Here is a 25,038-nt window from a genome sequence, read left to right on the forward strand (position 1 = left end):
CGTTTTCAAAGAGATTCCTCCTTTATCGGAATGACGGGGGGAATGTTTGTCATTCAGAGTGCAGCTTTTGCGGAGCGAAGAATCTCTCGTTTTCTAATGAGATTCCTCCTTTGTCGGAATGACAGGAGGAAATGTTTGTCATTCCGAGCACAGCTTTTGCGTAGCGAAGAATCTCTCGTTTTCTAGAGAGATTCCTCCGTTATCGGAATGACAGGGGGAAATGTTTGTCATTCAGAGCGTAGCTTTTGCGCAGCGAAGAATCTCTCGTTTTCAAAGAGATTCCTCCTTTGTCGGAATGACAGGGGGGAAATGTTTTTCATTCAGGGCGAAGCTTTTGCGCAGCGAAGAATCTCTTGTTTTCCAGAGAGATTCCTCCTATCGTCGGAATGACATAGGTTATCCTTTGCGACCTTTGACTATATGTGAGAAGATCTGAGTATATAGAAACAATTCGTGTATTCGTGGCCAAAATTCATTTAACAATTACCAATTAACAATGAACAGGGGTAACAGGTCTGAGTGAGAAGATCTGAGTATATAAAAACAATTCGTGTATTCGTGGCAAAAAAGCTACAAAACCTACAACTTTAACCTACGTCAGCAGATTAATCTAAAAATCACTAATTTTAATAATATGGAAAAAAGCTGTCTTGAATGTGGGGAAAAGATTGTGGGTAGAACCGATAAAAAATTCTGCAGTGATTACTGCCGTAATTCCTATAACAATAATCTAAACAAAGACAGCACAAATATGGTGCGCAACGTCAATAACCTGTTGCGCAAAAATTATCGTATCCTGGAGGAGCTAAATCCCGATGGGAAAATCAAACTGCCAAAATCAAAGCTTGCCGCAAAAGGATTTAATTTCGATTACTTCACCAGCATCTATACTACAAAAACCGGCAATACCTACTACTTTGTCTATGATCAGGGATACCTGCCGCTGGATGGGAACTTTTATGCGCTGGTAAAAAGGATATAAGCTAAAAGCCTCCCGGATCTAAGATTCCAAAGAGGCTTCAGTAAAAAATATTTTAAATACCAGGGTTCCAGCTCTGCCCTTTAAGATTTAAGGCTGCCCGCAACACGTCACTTTGGCTTAACTGGCCTACGAGTTCCCCATTCTTAACTATAGGAAACCGCCTGAACCTGTTTTCAATGAATTTTTTTGCAGCGTCCAGCACGTTCATATCGGCGTCTATTGTCATCACGTTACAGGTCATGCGTTTTTCCACCAGATTGTTATCCATTGGCATGTTGTAATAGCGACTGTCGGAGATATGTTTCATACAATCCCCTTCAGAAATTACACCCAGCAGCTTGTTATCTTCATCTACCACGCAACCTCCGGAAATCTTATGTTTTAAAAAGAGTTCCATGACTTCAAAAATGGTTTGGTCTTTCCTAAAGGTCACAAGATCTGTAGACATATAATCTGAAACGCAAACAGAAGCACTTGCAGCCTTTTCGGGCTCAGCCCTTTTACCCTGAAAACTTTTAATACCCATAGCACAAGTGTTTGATAATTAGTTCTTAAAATATAAAATTTATATAATAACCTGAAGTCTGTTGGCAATAATTTAAGATTTTTGGGAGGTAGTCTTTAATTGTTGAAATGGTTTTAGATATATTTGAATTATGTCGAAACAAATTCTGGCAGGAATTGCCTTATTAATAATTATTTCAGGAGTTATTTGGAGCTTTTCCGGCACCAGGCCACAGGTGGATGTGAGCAAAGAAGTACCGGCCGGTCAATTTTCTACTGCACGGGCTTTTGAGCATGTGGAGGCCTTGGCACAGGAGCCGCATTATGTGGGTAGTGCTGCCCATTCCAAAGCGCGCAATTACATTGTGAATGAACTTGAGAAGCTGGGGCTGCTAATAGAAATGCAGGAAGGCTTCTCCCTCAACAGGGAAGGCACCCTTGTGCGGGCGCAAAATATCCTGGCGCGAATTAAAGGTACGGGAGACGGTCCTGCGCTGCTTCTTATGTCCCATTATGACAGTGCGATGCATTCTTCGCCCGGGGCAAGTGATGCCGCCAGTGGCGTCGCAACCATTCTTGAAGGGATTCGTGCCTACCGGGCTTCGGGAAAAGTGCCTGAAAATGATATCATACTGCTTTTTACCGATGCCGAAGAGTTAGGTCTTAATGGCGCCGATCTTTTCACTGAAGATCATCCCTGGGCCAAAGAAGTGGGGCTGGCGCTCAATTTTGAGTCTCGTGGCAGCGGGGGGAATTCTTTTATGCTGCTTGAGACCAACAGCGGGAACCGGACTTTGATTAATCATTTTTCAGAAGCCGGGGTGCAATTCCCGGTTACCAATTCCCTCGCTTACAGCGTGTATAAAATGTTGCCCAATGATACAGATCTCACGGTATTGCGGGAGCAGGGAAATATCAATGGTTTCAACTTTGCTTTTATTGACGATCATTTCGATTATCATACTGCAACAGATATTCCCGAAAACCTGGATCTGCGAACCCTGGCTCACCAGGGGAGTTACCTTATGCCCTTACTTAATTATTCGGCGTCGGTCCCGTTGAATAATTTTTCTTCGGAAGAAGATGTGCTCTTTTTTAATCTTCCGGGATTCAATTTTATAAAATATCCCTACAGTTGGATCATGCCCATGGTCATCCTTTCATTTACCTTGCTGCTTGGAGTGATCATTTATGGTATGCTGAAGCGGAGGCTGGAAGTAAAACCTATGGTAAAAGGATTTTTGCCTTTGCTGCTGTCGCTGTTCCTGGCCGGGCTATTGGGCTATTTCTTTTGGGAATTGGTACTGTGGTTCTACCCGCAGTACAAAGAAATGGAACACGGCTTTACCTATAACGGCTACTGGTATATTGGAGCAGTCATTTTTCTTTCTCTCGCTGTGTGTTTCTATGTCTATCACAAGTTTAGAAAACCGCAGAATTCCCGTCAATTATTGGTAGCACCTCTCCTTTTGTGGTGGGTGATAATTCTTTTGGCCGCAGTTTACCTTAAAGGTGCCGCATATTTCATTATTCCGGTGTTTTTTGGCATCATCCAGCTGTTGATCATGATTTTTGACCCTAAATGGAAGCTGCCTATAGTGGCATTTTTTAGTCTGCCGGCGATATTTATCCTTATGCCCTTTATAGTCTCTTTTCCGGTGGCATTGGGCCTGGGCATGCTTGTACTTACCGCGGTCCTGGTGAATCTATTGTTCGTACTGCTTTGGCCGGTTTTTGGAGCCTTCAGAAATAATCAGTTATTAGGTTTTCTGAGTTTTCTTGTTTTTATGGTGCTTTTTGTGATCGCACACTTTAAATCAGATTTTAATGAAGATCGTCCCCGTCCCAACAGTCTGGTGTACCTGGCCGATAAAGATGCGGGCGTTGCCACCTGGAATACCTATGAAGAAATACTGGATGATTATACTGCACCATATTTTGAAAATGCTGTAGAGGCACAGCAAAAGCACTGGTTTGGCAGCAAGAATGGCAGTAATTTTAGTAAAACGGCGGTCGCGCCACAAATTATGCTTCCAGAACCCTATGTTTCGGTTCAAAAAGCTGTCATTGAACCCGAAGGTGAGGATATATATAACATAAAGATCGCGCCCAACCGGGATATTAACAGAATTGAACTTTTTGCCGACAAAGAAATTGATTTTAATTATTTTAAAGCCAATGCAAAAGAAGCGGGAGATTTGCGGCCTGGCAGCAGTGACCTGCATGTACATAAAAATCGCTGGTGGGATAACCTGTTGGCATATTACGCGGTGAGTAAAGACACTTTACGGTTGGAGCTTAGTGTGAAAGAAGGAATACATCCCGAAATCACTCTTTTGGAAGCTTCATATGACCTGCATGAGAATATGCAGTTACAGGTGCCTGCGCGTGCAGATGATATGATCCCAAGACCTTTTGTACTAAATGACGCCATTGTGGTGAAAAGAACGTTTAAATTGGAGTAAGTTTTAAATTTGAACCAAGAAACCAGAACCAAGAATCAAGATGGCTAAACCCGATATTGGAATTTGGTGCCTGGAATTTTGAATTTCATTTAAATCCTTAGACATTATACATTTAAACAAAATATCAATTCTCGGAACCGGCTGGCTGGGACTACCGCTGGCTAAAATGCTTCTTGCTGAAGGTCTTTCGGTTAAAGGCTCCACCACCTCTGTAGATAAACTGCCTCTTTTGAGAAATGCCGGAATTGAGGGATTTCAGCTGAAGGTTGCTGCGGAAGGAATTAAAGGAGATATAGAAGGTTTTCTGGCTTTGACCGATGTCCTGGTGGTAGATTTCCCGCCGGGACTCCGCAAAGATCCGAAATCTGATTATTCGGGGGCTATTACAAAGCTGGGGCGGGCAATAGAAACTTCAGGGGTCAAAAAGGTTATTTTTATCTCCTCGATTTCAGTTTATGAGGAAACAGAAAGCTTTACCATATATACCGAAGATCATGAACCTAACGCAATTTCAGCTTCGGGCAGGGAGATCATTTCCGCAGAAAAAATACTGTCCCAAAATCCCGTTTTTGACACCACAGTGATTCGCTTTGGCGGACTTATTGGCGCGGGAAGGCACCCGGTGAAATATCTCGCCGGCAGAAGTGGACTCGCAAATCCACTGGGGCCCGTGAATCTTATTCATTTGAAAGATTGCCTGCAGGTGATAAAAAAGGTACTCGAAAATGACATTTTTGGAGAGGAATATAACGCTGTTTTTCCGCTAAATCCACCACGGGAGAAGTATTACGGCGAAAAAGCCCGGGAAGCGGGGCTGGAAATTCCGGAATTTGATCATTCTAAACCTTCTGTTGGAAAAATAATCTCAGCATCCAAAGTGATGCGGGAGCTGCAGTATAAGTTTTCAGAAGGAATTTGATCAATAAACAGAGATAAAACTGCCCTTGTTATAACCTGAACCCACCGTGATTCCTCCCACGGCCTAAATCCACTAAACCACATTACTCCGCAGGGGCATAAGCGGTATGATCCTTGAATATATAGTTAATAAATTTATAGATCATGAAAAACTAAACCATATTAATTGCAGGAGTATTTTTTCTGATGTCAGGATTTTCGGCATTTGCGCAGAATAAGAACAAAGAAAACAAGGCGGAGTTCAGGGAACGCAAGGAAATGGCTAAAGAAGCCAGAAAAGACGATAAGGCCCTTGAAAAATTATACCGCAAGAGAGCAAGGGAGGAAGCTAAATGGCACCGGGAACGTGAAAGGGAATTAGCAAAATTGTACCGCGAAGAAAGAAAAGATGCAGCCGAAGCCTACCGTGAAATGGCCAAAGCCGATGCCGAATTCTACCGCAAGAGAGCGAAAGAAGCTGAAGAAAGAGCCAGGGAAATGCGCAAACGCGACAATGAATTTGAACGGGAACGTGCAAAAGAAGAGGCTGAGTATTACCGTGAACTTGCAAAAGAGGCGGCAGAACGGGAAAGGGAGCTTCAAAAAGACAAAGCCGAATGGAACAGGGAAAAAGCTTTGAAAGCGGCCGAATGGCACCGGGAGCAGGCTAAAAAAGCAGACAGGCGGGAGATAGAATTACAAAAAAAGAACCGTGGTATCATAAGTAAAGGTGGAAATAAGTAGACTTTGAAAATAAATAATTAAAAAGCCGGCAATTCGCCGGCTTTTTGGTTTTTATAGATCTGCTTTATCGGCACGGATTACAAATCCGCGCCATCTGTATCCCTGTTGTGAAATTTCTTTAGATGACATTGGTCTTCGGCGAACACCCCTTCTCCAATCACTAATTAACTAATCTCTAATTAACCAATCTCCAATCAACCTTCTTGTAATTTGGTGCTTATTGTCTTAATAACTTTTAAATTTATGAGTTGCTTCCCTCTCCTGTTTTTTTAGATTTGAAGTTTCGAAAAACCAGAGGAAACCTATGAGCGCATTTGTGATAAGTAAAAGAGATAATGGAAATTACAAGTTCACTTTTGCCTCCCGCAAGGGAAAGACCATCTTTACCAGTATCTCCTGCAGGGAGAAATCTGATTGTGAGAAGATCATAGAGACCATTCAAAATGATCTTGATTCTTTCACTTTTAGAAAAGCCAGGACAGGCTCGGGGAAATATTTCTTCAGGATCACCCGCGGCGGATTCGTTCTCGCCACCAGCCGTAAATTCTCTACAGAACTTATGCTGCAAAAAGGGATCGACCAGTTCCTAAAATATGGAACCGATGCTGAAACCCTTGACTTTTCAATTAGTGATGATGTTTTTGCCGAAGTTGAGGAATGATCATTAACAATTTACAACTAACAATTTTGTTAGCCATTAATGGTTTTTCTGAAAGAGGTCTGGTTTAACTTAGGAATCCGGTAAGGAAGAAAATTTAAAATTTATCTCATATTTACAATCTTAAATATTGAAATGAAGAAACTATTTTTTCTTTTAGTGGTGCTATTTCCAGGTATTTTATCAGCTCAAATAGAAGATCATGTTTATGAATTATCGGACTCTTCAAGCATCCTTTCTGAAAAGGTAAAGAATATTATTTCCAGGAATATTGACAACAAGCAGTTTGTGTTTTTGGGAGAATCTTTTCACAGATCTGGAGCAGATCTAAGAAAGAAAACAGATTTTGTCAAATATCTGGTGAAGGAGGAAGGTTTTGAAAATATCATCTTTGAATCAGATTTTTATGCGCTCTATAATGAACATCACCAGTCCCATCTCTATGCTATCTGGTCTCAGGCTGAACAATGTCAGGAACTTTTTAAGTTTCTAGAAGAGCATAGGGTTAGCATTTGGGGTGTAGATAACAGATTTCATTCTTCTTATTCCAAAAAATCCTTTCCGGGCGACCTGGAGAAGTTTCTGGAAATTGAAGGAATAGATTTCAGCAGTAGATATATATCCATTGTGCGCCAGATCCTAAAATCTGAATTCAAGGCTAATGATCTCATTGCTCCTGAGGATCTGCTTTATTTTGATGATGAAACTGAAAAGATACTCACTCATCCAAACCTTCACAAGAATAACTTCTGGCTACAGGCTATCAAAAATTTAAAAAGTTCCTCTATTGTCTACAGGTCAAAGAATATAAAATTGTCAATTGCTGAAAGAGACCGGCAGATGGCTGAAAACCTCAGCTTTTTCGCAAATAAATATCCCGATAAAAAATTTATAGTCTGGGCGGCTAATGCACATATTGCAAGGACAGATAGTGAATACATGGGAGAGAAAACTATGGGAGTTGAATTTTTAAAGGCCAATCCCGATAACTCTTACCACATCGCCTTCGCTTCAATAAAAATGCCTTACCGGAAGACGAAAAAGATCGAGAGAAAAAGAAAATCCCGGAAGAATCTCCTGCACTACCTGCCAGATATTCATAAGGACTACTTTATGGACACCAAAGAGATTAGAAGCAAATATCCAGAGTTAGCGGGTTCACCTTATTATGCCAAATTATGGAGTGCCGGGAAAAGGCATTTAAAAACGGAGTGGCTCCGGCATTTCGATGCAATTGTTTTTATAGAAGATGGAGAGCTGGCTGAATACATCCCTCTAAAATAATATTAATTGCTGAGGACCACATTCACGGCAAGATCTTTCATCGGGAATGACATAATTCGCTTTAGGTCTTCGGGAGATTTCCAGCTTCCTCCATAGTACCACCAAAGCAGATCCCCGTCACCTTCTTTCACCATTCCCAGCTGCGGTTGGTATATGTATTTAATGGATTTCCCCTCTTCATAATTTCTGTTCATCTGCCTGTATTCCTCCTGATAGATCCTCTCCAGGACTATAAAGAAACCATTTTCGAGAACCTGAACTTTTTCACTGGTTAGATCAAGAGTGATCTCTTCCCGGCCCTTTTCGGTTTCGATAATTAAATTCTTCTGTAATTATGGTTTTTGAGAAAATAAATGCGGCTGTCTTATGTATGAAGCGAAAATGGTCGCCATAAGAATTAGGATCACGACCTCAGATGGTTTTCCTTTATACATATGGATCAGAACAATGAAAATCATATATAAAACCAGCATGGAAGTGCCTATCAAAATGGTTTTTCTGTATAAGAACAGCCCGGTTCCAACTAACAGAAAAGTGCCGGCGATGATCATCACAACAGCACTTTCTACGATTTTTCCGGTTTGATATGGATTGAGTAATTTATCCAGAGCGTTTGGAATATAGTAAAGAGTGATTACCAGTGAAGGTAACCAGATCAATATGCTGCTAAGGGTTTTTTGTTTTCCTGCTGTTTTTTGTTCGGTCAAAATTTGAGGTTTAGATATTTCTGAAAGTTGTTTATCGAAGTTTTGTTTAAATACAGTACTGGCTGCTGAGCCCAATCATTTTCTGTCGGCCTCAGGCTTCAGCAGGCGCTAATTCTAATATTCCGGAGATCAAAGTCTTATATTCCTGAACTTGCCTCTCAAACTCCTTCTTTAAATGTAGTCCGATAAAGACCCCTGTTGCTAATAAAATTCCTCCTATTATCCACATATATGTATCAGAACTATACTCCAGGACCATCCCGCTTAACAGGCCTAATCCTAAAATAAGATGGCCGTAAAGCAGTACTTTTGATAACGGGTGTAACCTGAAATCAATTTTTACATCAGTCTTGTTCTGAGGATCTGCAGTGAATAATTTTCCGTTTACAATAAGATTATTTTGAATATTTATTTCAAATCCCAGAAGCATCCTTTTCCGGATCTTAAATTTCACCGCTTCCTTTTTATCAGAATTCACTTTAAATACAAATCCTTTAGTCCCACCAAGGGATGATTCTAATCTTCTGCTGACCTCTTTAGGATCATTTTTTACTTGAAAATTCCATGCTTTCATGTTATTATTTTAGGGTTTGTCTACTGGCAGAGAGAGGTTTAGTAATAGTTCTAACAAGTTTGTCGAGATTCCTTTCAACTATTTAAAGATCCGGAATGCCGGTACGAATCTGGATTTTTGTTCCTTATAGATCCTTATGCTGTTGATAAGAATTACTGCAAAATTGTAGAAATATAGAATTATTAGCGGAATATAGAACAGTAGAATGCTTCCTGGACTTAGCGTGGTAAGCCCGCTAAAAAAGCCGAAGAACATCAGAATAAAACAAGAGAAAAAAATAATGCACCAGGTGATCTCGAAGTTCATAATGGATTTACCGAGTTCATTCACCTTTTTTAATTTGTCCTTTTTAAGAATCCAGAAAATGAGGGGAATAATTACCCCCAGGATCGGAAAGAATAGAAATCCCATGGCAGACAAACACATTAGAGTGAGATATCCTTTATCTTCAGTTACCTGCCAGTCGATTATTTCATCGGGGGTGGTTTCCAGGGCACGAGCTAATCTTTTTAAAGAATCTCCCCGGGGAACAGTCTCATTGTTTTCAACCCGTTGAATTGTCCTTAAACTGAGGCCGGAATTTTCTGCCAGCAGTTCCTGCGTCAGGCCGTTTTGTTTTCTAAGTTCTTTTACTCTTTTAGATATTTTTTGATCTTTCATTTCTATGATTTTGTGTAGAGCAAAAGTATTCTGTGAAGCAATCAAAGTGTTGCGTCTTTGCTACGACATTTTACCGTCATAAGTGTCAGATTAGTTAAAATAAAGGCTCTAAGGCTCTATCTGCACAATTACTTCTTTTGAGAGATTGCCGGTGTGGGTACCAATAATGGTTTCATACTTTAGGATTTGTCCTGCAGAAAAAAGGTTTGAAGGGATCATGATGTCAATATCCTTCACATGCCTGGTAGCGCCATTGTCATGCTGGTAGAATCCTCCCATGGGAACTTCATTGGTGATCTCTATTCTCTCTCCCTCATCGATTGTCCTGAAGAACCTGGGCGGATTACCATCGTTGGATTGAGTTCTAATCTGTAGGATCAGGGGTTTTTCAGGAGTGGTGAAAGAGGCGAATATAGTGTCTCCTGTTACTTCCTGCTTATTATTGTGGCCATAGTCATCAAAAGTGGCATACTCTATCCAACTTTCACTATAATCAAGTTCATTACTACAGGATGCGGATAATAGCGGCAATGAAAGAATGAGAATAAAAAGTGCTGATCTTTTCATGGATGTTCTTTTTATTTTTTAATATTGATTAAAACCTGTAGCCAATCCTCAAATGTAGATTGATGGCAGCGTCATGTTTATTCTCAAAAAAGTCTGAACTGCCGGTGAGGTAGTACTGGTACCCAAATCCAATTCCTGTTTCGTACGTAAAATGGTCGCCCAGATGTCTCCTTATTCCCCAGGTTGGCACAATGGAAATGTCACTGGCAACACTAATATTGTCGTAATTTGAAATTACAAACCAGTCGGGGTGATAGCTGGTTTTTAAAGAGAGGAAGTTGCCGCTGTTCCCGTCTGTTCTTCTGGATTTTCTCTGTCTCTTGTTGAGGTTGTAGTACCATCGTGGCTCAAGGCTTATCACCGGAGCCAGTAAAAAGCCAACGTTGTCATAATAACTGCCGGCAAATAATCCGGTGTCAAAGCCAAGTTCACTTCTCAGCGCGATCTCCTCAGAAAGGGCAGCCTCATTATGAAACCAGAGGCCCAAAATTCCACTCTGGATACCGTAGGTGGATTGCTCTACACTGGCATTTTGGGAATGAGCAAAAAAAGGAATAGCACAGAAGACAAGGGACAGGAAAAAATTTTTCATCAATAAAAAAGAGTTAGTGCCCGGCATTTGATCTCCGTATCCATTTAGGACAGAGAAAAACGGGCAGATTTTAAAATGCAGATCTTCAGGAGGTAGGGAAAGATAGAAGACCCGGTGACGAATATAGTTAAAAATATTAACAGACTTTACGGAAAACCATAGAAGCCACTTTTAAGAAGAAAAGGCTTCAAAAATGTCATTTTTCACAAGTCAGGCTTTTTGTAGGTATGTATGCTTTATCAGACTTAAACTCCCTATAAGCTTCCGGAGATCTTCATTAGCTATCCCGGAGGGGGGTTTAAATTTTTTCAACCAGTTTTTTAAATTCCTTTAAATGATATCCTTTCTCTTTAGCCAATGCAATAAAATCATTGCTAATTACCTTCATTTCATTTCTGGCATTTAATGCATGGTTGCTAATTACTGTTTCTGCCCATTTTGTATTGAATACATACTTCATGGTAATATTCAAGATCCACAATGGCATTATTTGTATGAAATTCAGTTTTCGGGGAACTATACCTATTCCCGAGTTTTTCAAGAACCTGAAGTTTTCTTTCAGTGCTTTGTTCATAAGCTTGATGGCCGCCGAATTTCTTGCGACCGAGTAATTGTTGCCACCATCAAAGTAGATCACATCACCTAACGGGCCTACCAATGCAACATGAGTTTTTTGCCATGCATCCATGTTGTTTGAAATAGATACTTTAAATCCTGCATTTTCTAATATCGATTTCAACTCCTTAATTCGTACACTAATCCTTCCGTTCAATTCACCTATTGTAGTAGGTTGGATCAATCCTGAAACAATTCTATAGAAGACAATGCCATGCTCAATTTTCCCACCCGAACCCGGAAAACCAGCAATAACTCTGTCCTGTCCCAGTGCTTTAGTCCATTCATCATAACCTGATGGATTATTCACCATGAAAACAAAATTCCTGGATTTATTCTTTTTCAATACAGGAAGGGATTCCCGAACCTGATCTTTTCTAAGTGTTACGAATACAAAATCATAGGTGTCTTCCGGTTTTAATTCGGAAATAATTTTAACCGGAATTTTTTGAACTTTCTCCTGTTCATCCTTCTGAAGTAACAATCCATTATTGGTCAATTCCTTTAACCGCTTATTTCGGGCCAGGAGGGTTACCTTTTGTCCGGATGCGGCCATCAATCCGCCATATGTTGAACCTATGACCCCGGCACCAAATATTAAAATGCGCCTCTTCATAACTGGCTTTTCTCACAAATTATCATCCAGTGTTTTTCAGTTGGATTTTCTTCAGGTTCATTGATTTCTTTGGCTTCAATAATGTTGTAAGGACCAAACTCATCTTTAATGGCTGCATCATCATAGAAGTAAAGGTTTAACCCCTGGGGCGAATGGAAGGTGTCCTTTCCTAATTTTTCTCCTATTCCAAACCGCTTATCATTTATAGATAATGCCACAAAAACCATTATACCATTCTGCTTTAATTGGGAAAAACAGGCGTCTATGAATTTCTTTCTATCGGCTTTATTCAAAAGATGAAGGAGGGAATAACAGTAGATGGAGTGATACGTGGATTTATCAAATGGCATATCAGTTACAGAACCATGGTGTATGATGACATCACTTCCAAAGTACTTCCGGGCCCTTTCAATAGCTGTTTTAGAAATTTCAATTCCGGTTACTTCAAATCCTTCATCGTAAAACACCCTTGCATTTCTTCCATATCCAAACCCCGGAATTAACACGCTCTTGATGTCATGCTTCTGCATTAAACCAAGTACAGTCTGTGCATTATCAGTAGGGTGCTCTCCCCACATTGTATCATTACTTCTAAATGCCGCTTCCCAAAATTCAGTCATAAACAGATTAATTTTGTAGTAAAGGCATTCCAAACTCTCGAACTTTCCCGGTTTGAAGTTGCCCACAACTTTCCCTATGGCCAGATTTTAAGCTAAGGGATACAGATTAATCCCTGTCTTTTAAAGGTAGTCAAAAATGACATTTTTTAACAGGCTTTTCTTATCGTGAGGAAAAGGCAAAAATCAGTTAAAACTACCTGGAGGAGGGAGGCAACTATTTTTATGAAGAAGTAAAAAGCCATTTCAAAAAAAGAGGCTTCAAAAATGCCATTTATGAAAGGCATTATTAAAGAAGCGCCCGTGAATAGTTCCCGTAACTTTCTGCGGTCCTGCTTCACTGCTAAGGAAATCCTTATAGTTTTAATTGTTGAGGAAATCCACCTCTACCACTAAAAGTTCCAACAGATCGAATCCGTTTTTTTCTGGCATATTCATTACCATAGTGGAACAGGCTTCACCTTTTATTCCGTTAATCTAAAGATTCCAATTGTGGTAGATCATATTCCTTGTTTAATAAAATATTGAAGATTCCCATCACAATTTCCTTATAGGAATAGTCAATCCCATTAAAGGAATATGCAAAAGTCATGTCTTGTTTAGGCATGTAAACGAGAAGAGATTGAAATGCGTCCATACCTCCCATGTGGCCAATCATTTCTTCTTCCCTGAACACAGGAATAGCGGTCATTCCAATTCCAGGTTCTTTTTTCATCGTCTCAAGGGAATTTTCATTTACTAATTTCCCCTCAAAAAGGCCGTTAATAAACTTATTCAGATCATCAGGAGTTGAGATGATCCCTCCGGCTCCCCGAGGAATGCTTAGGTGAATATGTGAAGGTTTTTCCCAGGCATTTTCTTTTTTTTCGTAGGAACTTGATTCGGAAATTTCAGGATTTTTTCCGCCGTAGTAAGTATTATTTAACTGGAGTGGCTTAAGGATGCGCTTTTCAAGAATATCAGCGAAATCTTCATTTTCAATATCCTCGAGAATAAAAGTCAGGATTATATAATTGGTATTGGAATATTCCCTTTTTTCCCCCGGAGAGAATATGCTGCCGTTTTGTTTGATTTTGGACAATAATTCGTCTTTGCTTCTTTTTTCTACCATCCATTCTTTAAAATCCGGAGATTTTATAATATCAAAAAGTCCACTTTCATGTCTCAGGAGTTGCTCTATTGTTATTTGATCTGAGTTCGGTAATTCGGGGTAAAATTCAGACAACTTTGTTTCTAAAGACAATTTACCTTCTTCAATTAACTGCATCACAAGAGTAGCGGTAAAGATTTTAGAAACGGATCCAATCCTGTATTGTGTTGTATCTGTTGCTTTTATTTTGTCATCTACATTGGCGTAGCCAATTGATTTTTGATATACCCTTTCCCCCTTGGAATAGACCGATAGGCTGCCCATCGCTTTGTCATGTTTTTCTAACAAAAAAAATAAGCTGTCCATTTTTTCTGTCTGGAACTCCTGAGCTGTTAAGCTGATAGCGATAAAGAAAAAACCGCAAAAAAGAATTTTTTTCATGATGTTCATTTTTTGATCGATATAGATTGCCTGAAGTAATTTAATTAAAAATAGGTCATGTGCAGTTTTACAGCCGGTAAAAACAATAAGGCCTGCGGGGAGATCTGCGGGCGAAATTAGGCGGGATAATCTTAGCTTTTGAACTCAGATGTTTGTTGGCATGTCGGTTATTCAATTTTTAATTTAATGCCATAATATGCATTAATCAGGTACAGAAGATTAATTAAAGGTGCGGCTACCATTGCCTGTTTCCAACTTATAGCATCAGCAAATACTAAAAGAAGAACCAACACTTCAATACCTGCAAAAACAACTGCCGTATATCTTAGCCAGGGTTTTAGTAAATCATCCTTGAGGTACAGCACCAATAGACCTCTTAAAAAGATAATGTTTGCGAACACAAAAACTATTATTGCAATTTGATTTACCATTACTGCCAGGTCAACTGGCGTGTTATAATAGCCACCTAACATCAAAGGATAGATCATTAATAAAATTATCTGTCCAACAGTAATAAGAGACCAACTAATTTTTTTGCTTTTGATCGCAAAATAAAACGCACCTACAGCGATCATTGTCATGAGCAGGAATTCTATTTTCCAATGAGCGCTATATATTCCCCATTTCTCATTGATATAGGCAAATCTAACTTCCAAATTTGCCGGTGCTCTACTAGATAATACGATGTAAATAATAATGGTTACGTTAACCAGAAGTGAACCTAAAGACCAAAGTGCTTTTGCTAATTTCATGGTATCTGTTTTTTAATGAATATCAACAGTTACGATTGCAAGTTTCGGGAATAGGGACGCGGACTTGTATGTTTTATAATTTTATTTCCTGGTAACTAAAATTACACTTTTTCGATGAGAATCGTTATTTGCTATGAACGGATGTTGTGGCCAGTACTATTCTATATTTAAAATTTGATCGATAACCTTTTTCATTCCTTCTGGTTTGTAACTTTCGTTTTTCATCTTTGAAATAATAAGATTACGAAACTGCTCGTATCGAATGATATTTAATTTTTTGGTAAAACATTTTAAAATATTTCTACCATTAAATATTGATTTCCACGTATTATCTTTTAAGGCATTACTGAATTTATTAGAAATCAATTTTTCTTTTTTACACAATTCCTTTTGGCTCAACGAATTATTCTTTTTTGATTCTATTTCAGAAATTGTTTTTTCAACTGCTTTATAATACTCTTCATTAAGGGAATTATTAGTATCAATTTTAGTTGTTACAGAATAATTAAGTTCCGATGTTACAAATTGTTTTAACTCATGTTGGATATGGAATTTTAAATTTGCTTTGGCACATTCTTTCAATAAATTTAAAATTTTATCCTCTGTATCGAGATTTTCATCTTTTACCCCTAAATCAATTAATACTTTATTAATATACCTTTCATCTAAAAGGTAATTTTCAATGTGGTATGAGTCCCACGAAAATTCAAGCGTTTCAATATCATCTATTATTTTACTTGAATCTTTGTCAACTATAGAAATAAACCTTTTAGGAATTATTCCTTCATCTGCTGCTATTTTCAGAACATTTTGGAGATTAGATACATTTGTTTTACTACCAGCTGATATCGAATTTGTGTTATTCTCAAATTCTGGAAACAGTGCATTAGTCATATTTTTGTCAAATTCTGAATCTTCACCCTCAAATATTACAATTTTATTTCCCTGATCATAAGAGGAAAATTCTCCAATCAAATCTATTAATGCAGCTTCAGCATCATTTTCTAATGATATTTTTCTTAATTGATTATTCCCATCATTTAAAGATTCAGACATATGGTAAATGCTGTAATCTGTATTGCCTGCAACTTCTTTAAGGATTGCATCTGAATGAGTAACTAACCAAATTTGATTGCCTAATTCTTTTCCTATTGTTTGATAGTAAAATTCGGGAAGTTTCTTAGCTAGCTTAGGGTTCAAATGCAATTCCGGTTCATCGATGAGAATCACAGAATTTTTTGGAGCTTGATTTCTCAATCTTAAATAACCAAATAATACTTCCTTTTCACCAGAACTCAAATCTGATATATCATGTTTTTCACCAGTTTTAATTTCAACTGGAAACTCTAAGGATCCATTAGAATTTGGTACCATTCCGTGAAAGTTTTTACCAGGAAAAAAATTTGTAAACAGATAACTTAATGAATTATTGAGATCTGAAATAGCTTGATCAGTTGCTCCACTTTCTTTAGCAATTAAAGCCTTTACATAGCTGGATGCCATCTCGGTTTTTACATTATTATACTTGTTCGTATAATTGTATAATGCATGGTTTTGATAATTTTCATTTGAATTACCAAAATTTAGATTTAAGTTCTGTAAATGCTCTTTTTGATAAGTTCGGTGTGCACCATGATAATCTATTATGCCTAGTTCTTCTGGACTAAAGGTGTGAAACAAAAGCTCTAGTATTATATTTCCTCGAACCTCTTGAGTATTGTCCGAAAAAATTTTCACTTGCCCATCAAACTCATTTTTTTGAATTAGTTTATCAAATTCAGTCATGTACTTATCAGATTCCAATTCTACTTTTTGACCGTACATTCTTTGATTAGATGCTGCCGAACCTGAAAGATCATCTATTGTTGGATCATAATTCGGGTTTTTGGTGTAAAGCCTCCAAAGTAATCGTTGGAGTAACTTTTTTCCATTCTGTTTTAGAAATTCCATCTCACTTTCCGCAAGCATTATAGTAGCACTTATTATAATTGGCTTTTCCTTATCTCTAAATAGCTTATCCGCATTAAATTGATTCCCTATTCTTACTTGAAATTCATTGTAAAAGTTGTTAATTTCATCTTGGTTGTAACTACCATAATTGGATTTAAATAATCTTATACAATCGAATATACAAGATTTTCCAACTCCATTTTGTCCTGCTATTAAAACTAAATCCCCAAGGGATTCAATCGTTACTAATTCAATTGCTTTAAAATTTTCAATTTGAAGTTTTCTAAATTTCATTAATTCTCAAATTTCGATTAGTATTGGCCACAACGTCTTATATGTAATATTTCACTTGTCTTTATCATCCCCAGCGGCGGGATAGAGACAGGTTTTGATCTGCAACAGCGGTAGGGAAGAAGGAGCAGGATCTTCCTGCTAATATAATGTTAATTCTTACAAGGCTGTAAAATTCCAAGCACCAAATTCCAAATTCCAAAATGGTTAATTGGGGAATGGTTAATTGGGGATTGGTTAATTTGGGATTGGAGAATAATTGTTCTGCGAAGATCTGTGTGATCTGCGGGAAAGCTTTTGAGAAAATTCCAAATTCAAAGCACCAATTCACAGGAAATTCCAGGCACCAAATTCCAAATTCCAAAATGGTTAATTGGGGATTGGTAATTAGGGATTGGTTAATTGGAGATTGGTTAATTCGGGGATTGGTTAATTAGAGATGGGAGAATAGTTCTGGGAAGATCTGCGTGGTCTGCGGGGACCTTTTGAGAAAATTACAACCACCAATTTCCAAACTCCAAAAGGTCTCGGGAATGTCCTTTTTTCTTATCTTTTTGTTCCAAAACTTTCTTATGAAAAAGTTACTTTTTTTAATCATTCTTTTTGCCGCCCCGGTGTGGGCGCAGACGCCCGAGGAACGCATTGCAAAAATGGGTATTGAATTACCCGAAGTACGGCAACCCTCGGCCAATTTCGTGAAGTGGAGACAGGTGGGGGACCTGCTGTATTTGGCCGGGGAAGGCAGCCCCGAAAAAGGCACTTTAGGGAAGGATCTCAGCACCGAAGAAGGATATGCTGCGGCACGAAATACCGGCATCAGGATCCTTGCCACTCTTAAAGCAGTCACGGGAGATCTGGACAGGATCAAACAGTTCGTGAAAGTGCGGGGCATGGTGAACTCTACTCCAGATTTCTATGAGCAGCCGCAGGTGATCAACGGGTTTTCTGACCTCATGTTCGAAGTTTTCGGGGAGCGGGGGAAACACGCCCGGGCCGCCGTGGGCCATGTAAGTTTGCCTTCCAACATCGCCGTGGAGATCGAAGTGGTGGTGGAGCTAAAGGAAGAAAGCGAATAATTCTAACTAAACTATTCCTGCTGCCAGCAGTACAGAGAACAGGAGCAGCATGATGCCAACCGCCCGGTGAAGGGTTTCAATTGTAATTTTCTTCAGGATCCTGTTGCCAACCGCTGCCCCAACAAAAGCCGACAAAGTAGCTGCAATAAGCAGGGAATAATCAATTTCAGATCTTATTTTCAGAATATCTTCAGCATACACCGTGAGCCGGGAGATGTCGATAAAGACAGAAATCATAATTCCGGTGCCAATAAAGACTTCCTTCGATAATCCTGCCCTTATGAGGAAGGCAGTCCGCAACGCCCCCTGGTGTCCCGAGAGTCCGCCGAAGAAGCCACTCAGGACTCCGCCCAGGGGCAGGTACTTGGGATCGAAATTCAGCTTCATCAGTTTCGGGACTATATCAAAAAGCGCAAAAACGAATAACAATAAAGCAATGATTAGTTTTAACGGGGTGATAAAAAAGGTCTTTCCTGCCAGGTTATAGCTTGTTAATGCTTCGGTTTCAGAAAGTATGGTAAGCAGGTATGCCCCGGCAAAGGCAGCGATAATGGCCGGAATTCCGAACTTTAGAACGACCTTTTTATCGGCCTTTCTGCCAATGAGGCTAAGCTTGAAAAGATTGTTCAGGAAATGCACTATGGCCACCAGGGCTATGGAGATGTCGAGCGGGAAGAACAATGCAAAAACCGGTAAAAGAATGGTGCCCAGCCCAAACCCGGAAAAGAAAGTGAGCCCCGATGCCAGCAGGGCGAACAGGCAAATGATAAAGTATTCCAGCATAGGTTTAGCTCATTCTAATTCTGCTGCAATTTATGGAGCAGATCTTCTGCTAATGTAATTGGAATATTAAATTTTCAGGTGAAATAAATAAGCCTCTTCGACAGAAGAAACTTCAAACAGGCTGCTTTGCCTCTGCAAATCGGGGTCGGGAAATTCCTTCCTTTTTGAGTAACAATTGTTGCAAACGTCTCAAAGGCAAGATGCTAACTTTATGTTGTGAAAATATCCGATGAACTAAAAGGTGTTTTACTGGCGTTTGTTTCTGTAATCGCTGTTTCCAATGTTTACATCTTCAGCAAGGCGGCCCTTATGGAGGTAAGCATGCCGCAGTTTGGGGTGTATTGGTTCAGCATCGGGCTAACGTGGATATTTTTATATGGCTGTACCCAAAGAACCTACCGGTCCATAAAAGAATTTGCCAAAAGGAATTTAAGTATCCTGGCGGTCCTTGGAGTGATAGAAGTCGTGGGGACCTATTTCTTCTTCAAAGCCATTCATACCATTTCTAACCCGGCGGTCACTTCTTTTATTGGCAATGTATCCCCGGTTTTTGTCATCACGCTCAGTTTTTTCCTGCTCAGGGAGCGCTTCAACCGGCAGGAATTAGTGGGTATGCTGTTTGCCATAGCCGGTGCCTTTATCATAAGCTATAAAGGAGAGACGGCTTTAAAAGATATGTTTATCGATGGAACGCAATATGTGCTGTATTATGCTGCCTTTGCAGCTATTAGCGCGGTCATTATAAAAAAGAACATCAGGAACATCAATCCAGTTATCCTAACGACCAACCGCAGTTTTTTTCTCCTGGTATTTTCAATAATGGCACTGGTCTCTTCGGAAGAATCTCTAACAATACCCTTTAAACCTCTGCTCAATATCTTTATCGGGGCTTCCCTGGGACCATTTTTAACGGTGATCGCCGGCTATCTCGCCCTGCAATACATTCCCTTATCGCAAAAGGCAATTATTAGCAGCACGAAAGGATTATTTGTCCTCTTTGGCGCCTATCTCTACTTTGGCCGGTTTCCCGATATGATCACCATTATTGGAGGTCTTATCACTATCCTGGGTTTACTGCTCATAGCCTTCGGAAAAAGGAAAATCCCAAAACCTGAAGAAATTTCTTAACTGTTCTCCTCCCGGCTGCCCCATTCGGCCCAGGAACCGTCATAAACCGATTTCTTTTGATCAAGTACCAGTTCACCTGCCAAAAACAGGATACAGGCCGTGACTCCCGAGCCACAACTAAAAACCAGTTCCTTCGACGGGTCATTTACCTCTTTAAAAACAGATCTCAACGCTTCTTTTTCTTTGAACTTTCCGTTCTCAAGCACTTCCTCGAAAGGAATATTGACAGAACCCGGTATATTCCCCCTTCTTACTCCTTCCCGGGGTTCGGGGACAGTTCCGTTAAATCTTTCGCGGCTTCTGGCGTCAATGATCAGCGCCTCTTTTTTGGTGAGGTTCTGTTTTACAAAATCAATATCGGAAACCAGCTCCGGCTGAAAGTGCGCAGTAAAATTGCCTCTCTTTTTTGCAGTATCATGTTCTGTTTGGGTTGGGAATCCTGCCTTTACCCATGCTGAGAGTCCGCCGTTAAGAACCGCGATCTTCTCGTGCCCCATCGCCCTGAACATCCACCATACCCGCGGACTCGTATAAATACCGAGGTTGTCATAGACCACGATCTCACTGGAATCATCAATGCCAAGCTTTCTGCAGTTTTCCTGAAACTGTTCGGGTGACGGAAGCGTGTGAGGGAGACCCGAAGTGAGGTCACTAAAATCTTCTTCAATATCAAAATACCTGGCGTTTTTAATGACCGTGTTTTCAAATTCAGGTTTGAGCCCCGACAGGTTGGACTGGGGGCTGCAATCAAGAATGATGAGATCGGGGTTGTCGAACTTCCGGTGCAATTGTGCAGCGCTTAATATGGGACTGTTCATATAAAATTTTTTACGACCTGGAATAAGTTGCGGGAGTAGTGATGGATACTTGTTGGCTTCAAGAATGTTCTTTCCCTGTTTCTAAATTACAATTTTTAGACAATACTAATGTTGGGGGAGAATAGGAGTTAGCTGCCTTTATTTTTTCAATATTGTTGGCAGTGCCTGTACACTTGATGGGCGATCATATCTACACTTTTTCGGGTTCATTTTTTTATCCTTATTCCGGCTGCGGAAATATTTTTCTAAACTTCTTAGGCAGCCCGTCCTGTATGTGAAGGGTTTCCCCGGTGAAAGGATGTGTGAATTTTAGGCTGCCGGCGTGCAGGTACAGACCTTTGCCTTTAAGAATAAGGTTTTCGCACCCATACTCCTTATCTCCTAAAATGGGATTTCCCAGGCCCGCCAAATGTTTGCGCAACTGGTGCCGCCTTCCGGTTTTTGGACGTAACTCCACAAGGTTGAGTCGGCGAAATCTTCCTGAAGCTACCCATTCCAGTACCTTGTATTCTGTAAATGAGCTTTTGCCGTCCACATCTTCGGTAATATTGCCGCAAGCTTCCATTTTGCCAATGCACAAGGCATAATAGATCTTCTCCACTTCTTTGTCCTCAAAGAGTTTATTGAGGGCGCGAATCGCGGCACGGGTCTTTCCCGCCAGCAGGATACCGGTAGTGGCAAGGTCCAGCCTGTGAACGGGTTGGGGAGTGGTAGCATCAATTAATTCACTACGCTTCAGGTTTTGGGGCAGGGCATTGGCCAGGGTCTTAAAACTGTTGCCGCTCACCACAATACCTGCAGGTTTATGCACCAGCGCCAGGTGTTCGTCTTCAAATAGCACCCGCAGCGGAAAAATGAGTTTTTTCCCGGTTGCTGTTTCCCCTGGAAGAATTAATGTAATCGTCTCCCCGCCGGTGATAAAAGTAGCTGTACTTGCTACTTCCCCATTAACCGTGATATATTCCTTTTTTAAAGCCTTTTTTAATCCTGACCTGGTGGGAATGGTACTAAAGATCCCAACCCCGTATTCCTGCAGCCGCATGGGCGTGATTGCTAAAGGAACTTGATGGGTCTGGATAATTTGCACGGGTAGATGGTCAAAAACGCGGATTAAAATTAAGACATTGAATAGAGCTTTCCTATTTTTCGGGCATAAGGAGGGATTTCATATCATTCAGGTTTAAAGGCAAAATGATCCTGAAATAAAAATTCAGAATGACGATATCCCGGCTTTTAAGACAGCCCAAAAATGGCATTTTTGAAGGGTAATCCGGACTCCGGCGTCAGGAAATTTTAAGCCTCAATAACCTGAGCATTAGTTTCCTTTTTTACCAGGAACATTACGTACATGAGCAGGCCACAGGCAACCAGGGAAAGCAGGATCATCACGTTCCAGGTGAGGGTATATCCAAATTTGTCGATCAATTGCATGCCAGAGTTATGTCCAAAAATATGCCCTATGGAGAAGGCTATGCTATACATGGCCATATAAGAACCCTGTTTTCCGCCTTCGGCTCTTTTAAGAGCAAAGCTGTTGGAGAAAGGAAATGCGATCATTTCCCCCAGAGTCAAAAAGATCATACCCACCAGCAGGATCCCCACCCATCCTGTTAGGTTGATAAGGAGGAAGCTTATGGAGACAAGGATGGTTCCCCCAATGACATGAAATAAGGTGGAGCGCACTTTTGATTCCAGGTACTTGATGAGCGGCATTTCAAACAGGAAGATGAGGAAACCATTTAATCCCAGGAGCAGGCCTATGTGGGATTCACTTAAAAAATGTACCCGTGCATAATATAGAGGCATGGTCGAAAAATACTGAAGGAAAACAAACCCGAATAAGATCATGGCGGCTATAAAGACCAGGTAAGCTTTGTCTTTCATCATGGACTTTGGGATGCTTATGATCTCCTTTGGGTTTTCCACAGCTTTCTTTGGGTGGAGCAATTTTAGCAGAAGAATTCCTGCCAGCATACACGTGATCCCGTCTACCCAGAAGAGTCCGCTGTAACCGGAAGTCGCAATGATCAATCCGCCCACGGCGGGCCCTGCAGAAAAACCAAGGTTGATCGCGAGCCTTATGAGGGTTATGGACCGGGTTCTGTTCTGGGGTTTGCTGTAGGCATTGATAGCGACAAAAACTGCGGGTCTAAAGGCATCGGCTACCAGCATCACGATAAAAATCCCGGCGCAAATCCCCCAGAAGGTAGAGGGAAACTGCAAAAAGATGAAAAACACCCCCGAAATGAGCAGGCTTAAAGCCATGGTTTTGTAATGGCCAATCCTGTCCACCAGTTTCCCGCCCAGCCAGGAGCCGGCAACAGATCCCAGTCCAAAGAAGGTTAGGATCCAACCTACTTCTTCAAGAGAAAAGCCCCTGTTTTTGGTCAAATACAGCGAAAGGAAAGGGATCACCATTGTGCCCGCCCTGTTGATGAAGGTGATGAAGGCCAGGAGCCACACCTCCCGCCTCAGGTCGCTAAAGGATCCTACATAAGCCCTAAATAGTCGCTGCAACATTGTTGAGAATAAAAGGCTGAAATTAAATTAAAAATGGATTGGTTTTCAGGGAGAGAAGAAGAAATTCTATGAGCAAAAAAAAGCCCCTAAGAGTAGAGACGTCTAAAGTGGAAATTTTGGTTACTTCCTAACTTTATAAATCCCTCTCAAAAATGTCCTTTTTGAGAGGGATTTTAGGGCAGCGGACTAAAATGCCTGAAAGGTTTTTTAGTTATTCTTAATTATATAATAGTTCACATCTACCAGTTCATATGAGTCGATAATTACAACATCCCGGGACTCCGCCTGGTTATAAGTTAAGATACAACTGGAATTGGCAGCGATTTCATAACAGGGGATCGAAGCGTTTTGAGAAAAACTACCGGATGTCTGGAGACCGTCAATATTAACAGTAAGGACAGGTACTCCGGTAACAGCGTAATTTTTAGGATTAGTAAGCTTAATTTCAAATTCCAGCTTTGAGGTATTGCTTCCCGTATCTGGTGTGAATTCGAATTTTAAAACTTCATAGGAAAAACCTTCTAATTTAGGGGGGTCAATTTCTTTAGACTTTGTTGGTTCGGGAGTATCACAGGTAACTTCCTGGGTAGTATTATAGCTGTAAGACTGACCGTTAACGTAATAAAATTGAGGAATTGTAATGGTTTTCATACACTCCTCGTCACTGTCATTTGAAGAGCATCCAAACAATAAAACTGCAGTTAAAAACAATACAGGGAACTTTAATATTTTATTCATTTTCACAAGGTGATTAATACCTCCCGGGGAGTGGGTATTTTGTTCTTATTCAATATTAGTATCTACAATAAATAGCCGGATTTTTGATCAATCTTCCCGATCCACAGGTTATTTATTTTTTTAATGAAGTTTCAGCTTTAGATCTCAAAGAACCCGATTTCAGCTTTTTTGACCAGAATATAAATTGCGAATAATAAAATAGCAGTCGCAAGTGTAAATTTCCGGTTTTTAGAATTTTTGTCTTTTTTTTCCATTTTGAACCTGTTTATATATTGGTAACCAATTGGTTTAAAATGTTACACTTTCTTCAATTGTAGATTAAGAATTAATAATGAAAAATGATAAGGGATGGTGAAAGTTTTATTTATTTGTGTGGTCTTAAATTCCTCAGTGATGGCACAGCTCATATTTGATTTTAATAAGGAATCTAACATCCGGGATTGGATGATCGTCGATGATGTTGTGATGGGAGGACGATCCTCGGGCAAAATTCGTCTCAACGATGAAGGTCACGGAGTTTTTGGAGGGGAGATCTCCCTTGAGAACAATGGAGGCTTCTCCTCTGTGCGTTACAAGACAGGAAGAATTGAGGTAAAGGATTACTCTAAGATCGTTATAAAATTAAGAGGGGATGGTAAGGAATACCAGTTCAGGATCAAAGGCGAAACGGGGGATGACTATTTATATGTAGCTCCGTTTTCAACTTCGGGAGAATGGGAGGAAATAGAAATTGAGCTAAAGAACATGTATCCCACTTTTAGAGGGAGAAAATTAGATATGCCCAATTTTTCTAATGATCATCTTGAAGAGATTGCCTTTTTGATCGGCAACAAAAAGAAGGAGAAATTTAAACTTGTGATCGACAGGATAGAGCTGAGGTAAATTTTTTTATTCTTTGCAGCAGAAATTTTCAGGTCAATAAATAAAATTTGAAGAATAAATTTATTTCAATAAAAAAGCCCCTTCCGT

At 40.0% G+C, this 25,038-nt stretch carries 26 protein-coding genes; 9 read left to right on the top strand and 17 right to left on the bottom strand.

The annotated features are described in order from the left end of the window. Nucleotides 1–634 precede the first annotated feature (634 nt). On the top strand, nucleotides 635–982 hold the full coding sequence (locus OU683_RS00640) for a hypothetical protein (protein ID WP_268134127.1): 348 nt from the start codon (nucleotides 635–637) through the stop codon (nucleotides 980–982). 52 nt (nucleotides 983–1,034) lie between these two features. Here the strand turns inward: OU683_RS00640 and OU683_RS00645 are convergent, their stop codons facing one another. Next, the gene (locus OU683_RS00645) at nucleotides 1,035–1,508 is read right to left on the bottom strand and encodes a CBS domain-containing protein (RefSeq protein WP_268134129.1); all 474 of its coding nucleotides are present in this window, start codon (nucleotides 1,506–1,508) and stop codon (nucleotides 1,035–1,037) included. A 130-nt stretch (nucleotides 1,509–1,638) separates the two neighbouring features. Here OU683_RS00645 and OU683_RS00650 point away from each other — a divergent pair, with 130 nt between their 5' ends. From OU683_RS00650 to OU683_RS00670, 5 genes are all read left to right on the top strand, one after another. Beyond that, the gene (locus OU683_RS00650) at nucleotides 1,639–3,951 is read left to right on the top strand and encodes a M20/M25/M40 family metallo-hydrolase (protein ID WP_268134131.1); all 2,313 of its coding nucleotides are present in this window, start codon (nucleotides 1,639–1,641) and stop codon (nucleotides 3,949–3,951) included. Between the two features lie 145 nt (nucleotides 3,952–4,096). Next, the gene (locus OU683_RS00655; protein ID WP_268135040.1) at nucleotides 4,097–4,870 is read left to right on the top strand and encodes an NAD(P)H-binding protein; all 774 of its coding nucleotides are present in this window, start codon (nucleotides 4,097–4,099) and stop codon (nucleotides 4,868–4,870) included. A 185-nt stretch (nucleotides 4,871–5,055) separates the two neighbouring features. Further along, a complete protein-coding gene (locus OU683_RS00660; RefSeq protein ID WP_268134133.1) occupies nucleotides 5,056–5,592 on the top strand; it encodes a hypothetical protein in 537 nt (178 codons plus the stop codon). A gap of 304 nt (nucleotides 5,593–5,896) precedes the next feature. After that, on the top strand, nucleotides 5,897–6,253 hold the full coding sequence (locus tag OU683_RS00665; RefSeq protein ID WP_268134135.1) for a DUF1508 domain-containing protein: 357 nt from the start codon (nucleotides 5,897–5,899) through the stop codon (nucleotides 6,251–6,253). 132 nt (nucleotides 6,254–6,385) lie between these two features. Further along, entirely contained in the window at nucleotides 6,386–7,534 is a 1,149-nt protein-coding gene (locus OU683_RS00670; RefSeq protein WP_268134137.1) for an erythromycin esterase family protein, read from the top strand. A gap of 2 nt (nucleotides 7,535–7,536) precedes the next feature. On the opposite strand, the gene OU683_RS00675 is transcribed toward OU683_RS00670, so the two are convergent. The 11 genes from OU683_RS00675 to OU683_RS00725 all read right to left on the bottom strand — a co-directional run bounded on the left by OU683_RS00675 (nucleotide 7,537) and on the right by OU683_RS00725 (nucleotide 17,009). Further along, on the bottom strand, nucleotides 7,537–7,728 hold the full coding sequence (locus tag OU683_RS00675; RefSeq protein ID WP_268134139.1) for a hypothetical protein: 192 nt from the start codon (nucleotides 7,726–7,728) through the stop codon (nucleotides 7,537–7,539). Nucleotides 7,729–7,866: 138 nt separating this feature from the next. Further along, a complete protein-coding gene (locus tag OU683_RS00680) occupies nucleotides 7,867–8,241 on the bottom strand; it encodes a hypothetical protein (RefSeq protein WP_268134141.1) in 375 nt (124 codons plus the stop codon). 91 nt (nucleotides 8,242–8,332) lie between these two features. Further along, nucleotides 8,333–8,815: a DUF423 domain-containing protein gene (locus tag OU683_RS00685; protein WP_268134142.1), complete on the bottom strand. Its 483-nt coding sequence runs from the start codon at nucleotides 8,813–8,815 to the stop codon at nucleotides 8,333–8,335. 78 nt (nucleotides 8,816–8,893) lie between these two features. Further along, nucleotides 8,894–9,475, bottom strand: coding sequence for a helix-turn-helix domain-containing protein (locus tag OU683_RS00690; protein WP_268134144.1), 582 nt, complete (start codon nucleotides 9,473–9,475; stop codon nucleotides 8,894–8,896). A gap of 108 nt (nucleotides 9,476–9,583) precedes the next feature. After that, on the bottom strand, nucleotides 9,584–10,042 hold the full coding sequence (locus OU683_RS00695; RefSeq protein WP_268134146.1) for a hypothetical protein: 459 nt from the start codon (nucleotides 10,040–10,042) through the stop codon (nucleotides 9,584–9,586). A 28-nt stretch (nucleotides 10,043–10,070) separates the two neighbouring features. Continuing rightward, on the bottom strand, nucleotides 10,071–10,634 hold the full coding sequence (locus OU683_RS00700; protein ID WP_268134148.1) for a hypothetical protein: 564 nt from the start codon (nucleotides 10,632–10,634) through the stop codon (nucleotides 10,071–10,073). Nucleotides 10,635–10,932: 298 nt separating this feature from the next. After that, nucleotides 10,933–11,865 carry a ketopantoate reductase family protein gene (locus OU683_RS00705; RefSeq protein WP_268134150.1) on the bottom strand — a complete coding sequence of 311 codons (933 nt, stop codon included), beginning with the start codon at nucleotides 11,863–11,865 and terminating at the stop codon, nucleotides 10,933–10,935. Further along, nucleotides 11,862–12,485 (bottom strand): class I SAM-dependent methyltransferase, encoded by a 624-nt coding sequence (locus tag OU683_RS00710; RefSeq protein WP_268134151.1) that lies wholly within the window; start codon nucleotides 12,483–12,485, stop codon nucleotides 11,862–11,864. Before OU683_RS00710 ends, OU683_RS00705 begins: the two co-directional genes overlap by 4 nt. Before the next feature lie 469 nt (nucleotides 12,486–12,954). Further along, nucleotides 12,955–14,013 (bottom strand): serine hydrolase domain-containing protein, encoded by a 1,059-nt coding sequence (locus OU683_RS00715; protein ID WP_268134152.1) that lies wholly within the window; start codon nucleotides 14,011–14,013, stop codon nucleotides 12,955–12,957. 167 nt (nucleotides 14,014–14,180) lie between these two features. Then, entirely contained in the window at nucleotides 14,181–14,765 is a 585-nt protein-coding gene (locus OU683_RS00720) for a hypothetical protein (protein WP_268134153.1), read from the bottom strand. A gap of 156 nt (nucleotides 14,766–14,921) precedes the next feature. Continuing rightward, nucleotides 14,922–17,009 (bottom strand): AAA family ATPase, encoded by a 2,088-nt coding sequence (locus OU683_RS00725; protein ID WP_268134155.1) that lies wholly within the window; start codon nucleotides 17,007–17,009, stop codon nucleotides 14,922–14,924. Nucleotides 17,010–17,578: 569 nt separating this feature from the next. Between OU683_RS00725 and OU683_RS00730 the strand changes: the two genes are divergently transcribed. After that, on the top strand, nucleotides 17,579–18,082 hold the full coding sequence (locus OU683_RS00730) for a RidA family protein (protein ID WP_268134157.1): 504 nt from the start codon (nucleotides 17,579–17,581) through the stop codon (nucleotides 18,080–18,082). Between the two features lie 6 nt (nucleotides 18,083–18,088). Here the strand turns inward: OU683_RS00730 and OU683_RS00735 are convergent, their stop codons facing one another. Then, entirely contained in the window at nucleotides 18,089–18,865 is a 777-nt protein-coding gene (locus tag OU683_RS00735; protein WP_268134159.1) for a sulfite exporter TauE/SafE family protein, read from the bottom strand. 216 nt (nucleotides 18,866–19,081) lie between these two features. Here OU683_RS00735 and OU683_RS00740 point away from each other — a divergent pair, with 216 nt between their 5' ends. Beyond that, entirely contained in the window at nucleotides 19,082–19,993 is a 912-nt protein-coding gene (locus OU683_RS00740) for a DMT family transporter (protein WP_268134161.1), read from the top strand. Here OU683_RS00740 and OU683_RS00745 read toward each other — a convergent pair. The 4 genes from OU683_RS00745 to OU683_RS00760 all read right to left on the bottom strand — a co-directional run bounded on the left by OU683_RS00745 (nucleotide 19,990) and on the right by OU683_RS00760 (nucleotide 24,069). Beyond that, nucleotides 19,990–20,811, bottom strand: coding sequence for a sulfurtransferase (locus tag OU683_RS00745; RefSeq protein ID WP_268134163.1), 822 nt, complete (start codon nucleotides 20,809–20,811; stop codon nucleotides 19,990–19,992). The genes OU683_RS00740 and OU683_RS00745 overlap by 4 nt on opposite strands. A 220-nt stretch (nucleotides 20,812–21,031) precedes the next feature. Next, nucleotides 21,032–21,898, bottom strand: a complete 867-nt coding sequence (locus tag OU683_RS00750; protein WP_268134165.1) for an RluA family pseudouridine synthase — start codon at nucleotides 21,896–21,898, stop codon at nucleotides 21,032–21,034. A gap of 206 nt (nucleotides 21,899–22,104) precedes the next feature. Further along, entirely contained in the window at nucleotides 22,105–23,328 is a 1,224-nt protein-coding gene (locus OU683_RS00755; protein ID WP_442800845.1) for an MFS transporter, read from the bottom strand. A gap of 210 nt (nucleotides 23,329–23,538) precedes the next feature. Next, nucleotides 23,539–24,069: a hypothetical protein gene (locus OU683_RS00760; protein WP_268134169.1), complete on the bottom strand. Its 531-nt coding sequence runs from the start codon at nucleotides 24,067–24,069 to the stop codon at nucleotides 23,539–23,541. A gap of 393 nt (nucleotides 24,070–24,462) precedes the next feature. Here OU683_RS00760 and OU683_RS00765 point away from each other — a divergent pair, with 393 nt between their 5' ends. Continuing rightward, complete coding sequence (locus OU683_RS00765; protein ID WP_268134171.1) at nucleotides 24,463–24,951, top strand: CIA30 family protein; 489 nt, start codon at nucleotides 24,463–24,465, stop codon at nucleotides 24,949–24,951. The last annotated feature ends 87 nt before the right edge of the window (nucleotides 24,952–25,038 follow it).

The organism is Salinimicrobium sp. TH3 (assembly GCF_026676115.1).
Taxonomy (GTDB): Bacteria; Bacteroidota; Bacteroidia; order Flavobacteriales; family Flavobacteriaceae; genus Salinimicrobium.

Coding starts and splice junctions, on each gene's coding strand:
- OU683_RS00640 (WP_268134127.1), top strand. CDS start 635: ATGGAAAAAAGCTGTCTTGAATGTGGGGAAAAGATTGTGGGTAGAACC.
- OU683_RS00645 (WP_268134129.1), bottom strand. CDS start 1,508: ATGGGTATTAAAAGTTTTCAGGGTAAAAGGGCTGAGCCCGAAAAGGCT.
- OU683_RS00650 (WP_268134131.1), top strand. CDS start 1,639: ATGTCGAAACAAATTCTGGCAGGAATTGCCTTATTAATAATTATTTCA.
- OU683_RS00660 (WP_268134133.1), top strand. CDS start 5,056: ATGTCAGGATTTTCGGCATTTGCGCAGAATAAGAACAAAGAAAACAAG.
- OU683_RS00665 (WP_268134135.1), top strand. CDS start 5,897: ATGAGCGCATTTGTGATAAGTAAAAGAGATAATGGAAATTACAAGTTC.
- OU683_RS00670 (WP_268134137.1), top strand. CDS start 6,386: ATGAAGAAACTATTTTTTCTTTTAGTGGTGCTATTTCCAGGTATTTTA.
- OU683_RS00675 (WP_268134139.1), bottom strand. CDS start 7,728: ATGAACAGAAATTATGAAGAGGGGAAATCCATTAAATACATATACCAA.
- OU683_RS00685 (WP_268134142.1), bottom strand. CDS start 8,815: ATGAAAGCATGGAATTTTCAAGTAAAAAATGATCCTAAAGAGGTCAGC.
- OU683_RS00690 (WP_268134144.1), bottom strand. CDS start 9,475: ATGAAAGATCAAAAAATATCTAAAAGAGTAAAAGAACTTAGAAAACAA.
- OU683_RS00695 (WP_268134146.1), bottom strand. CDS start 10,042: ATGAAAAGATCAGCACTTTTTATTCTCATTCTTTCATTGCCGCTATTA.
- OU683_RS00700 (WP_268134148.1), bottom strand. CDS start 10,634: ATGAAAAATTTTTTCCTGTCCCTTGTCTTCTGTGCTATTCCTTTTTTT.
- OU683_RS00705 (WP_268134150.1), bottom strand. CDS start 11,865: ATGAAGAGGCGCATTTTAATATTTGGTGCCGGGGTCATAGGTTCAACA.
- OU683_RS00710 (WP_268134151.1), bottom strand. CDS start 12,485: ATGACTGAATTTTGGGAAGCGGCATTTAGAAGTAATGATACAATGTGG.
- OU683_RS00715 (WP_268134152.1), bottom strand. CDS start 14,013: ATGAAAAAAATTCTTTTTTGCGGTTTTTTCTTTATCGCTATCAGCTTA.
- OU683_RS00720 (WP_268134153.1), bottom strand. CDS start 14,765: ATGAAATTAGCAAAAGCACTTTGGTCTTTAGGTTCACTTCTGGTTAAC.
- OU683_RS00725 (WP_268134155.1), bottom strand. CDS start 17,009: ATGAAATTTAGAAAACTTCAAATTGAAAATTTTAAAGCAATTGAATTA.
- OU683_RS00730 (WP_268134157.1), top strand. CDS start 17,579: ATGAAAAAGTTACTTTTTTTAATCATTCTTTTTGCCGCCCCGGTGTGG.
- OU683_RS00735 (WP_268134159.1), bottom strand. CDS start 18,865: ATGCTGGAATACTTTATCATTTGCCTGTTCGCCCTGCTGGCATCGGGG.
- OU683_RS00745 (WP_268134163.1), bottom strand. CDS start 20,811: ATGAACAGTCCCATATTAAGCGCTGCACAATTGCACCGGAAGTTCGAC.
- OU683_RS00760 (WP_268134169.1), bottom strand. CDS start 24,069: ATGAATAAAATATTAAAGTTCCCTGTATTGTTTTTAACTGCAGTTTTA.
- OU683_RS00765 (WP_268134171.1), top strand. CDS start 24,463: ATGGCACAGCTCATATTTGATTTTAATAAGGAATCTAACATCCGGGAT.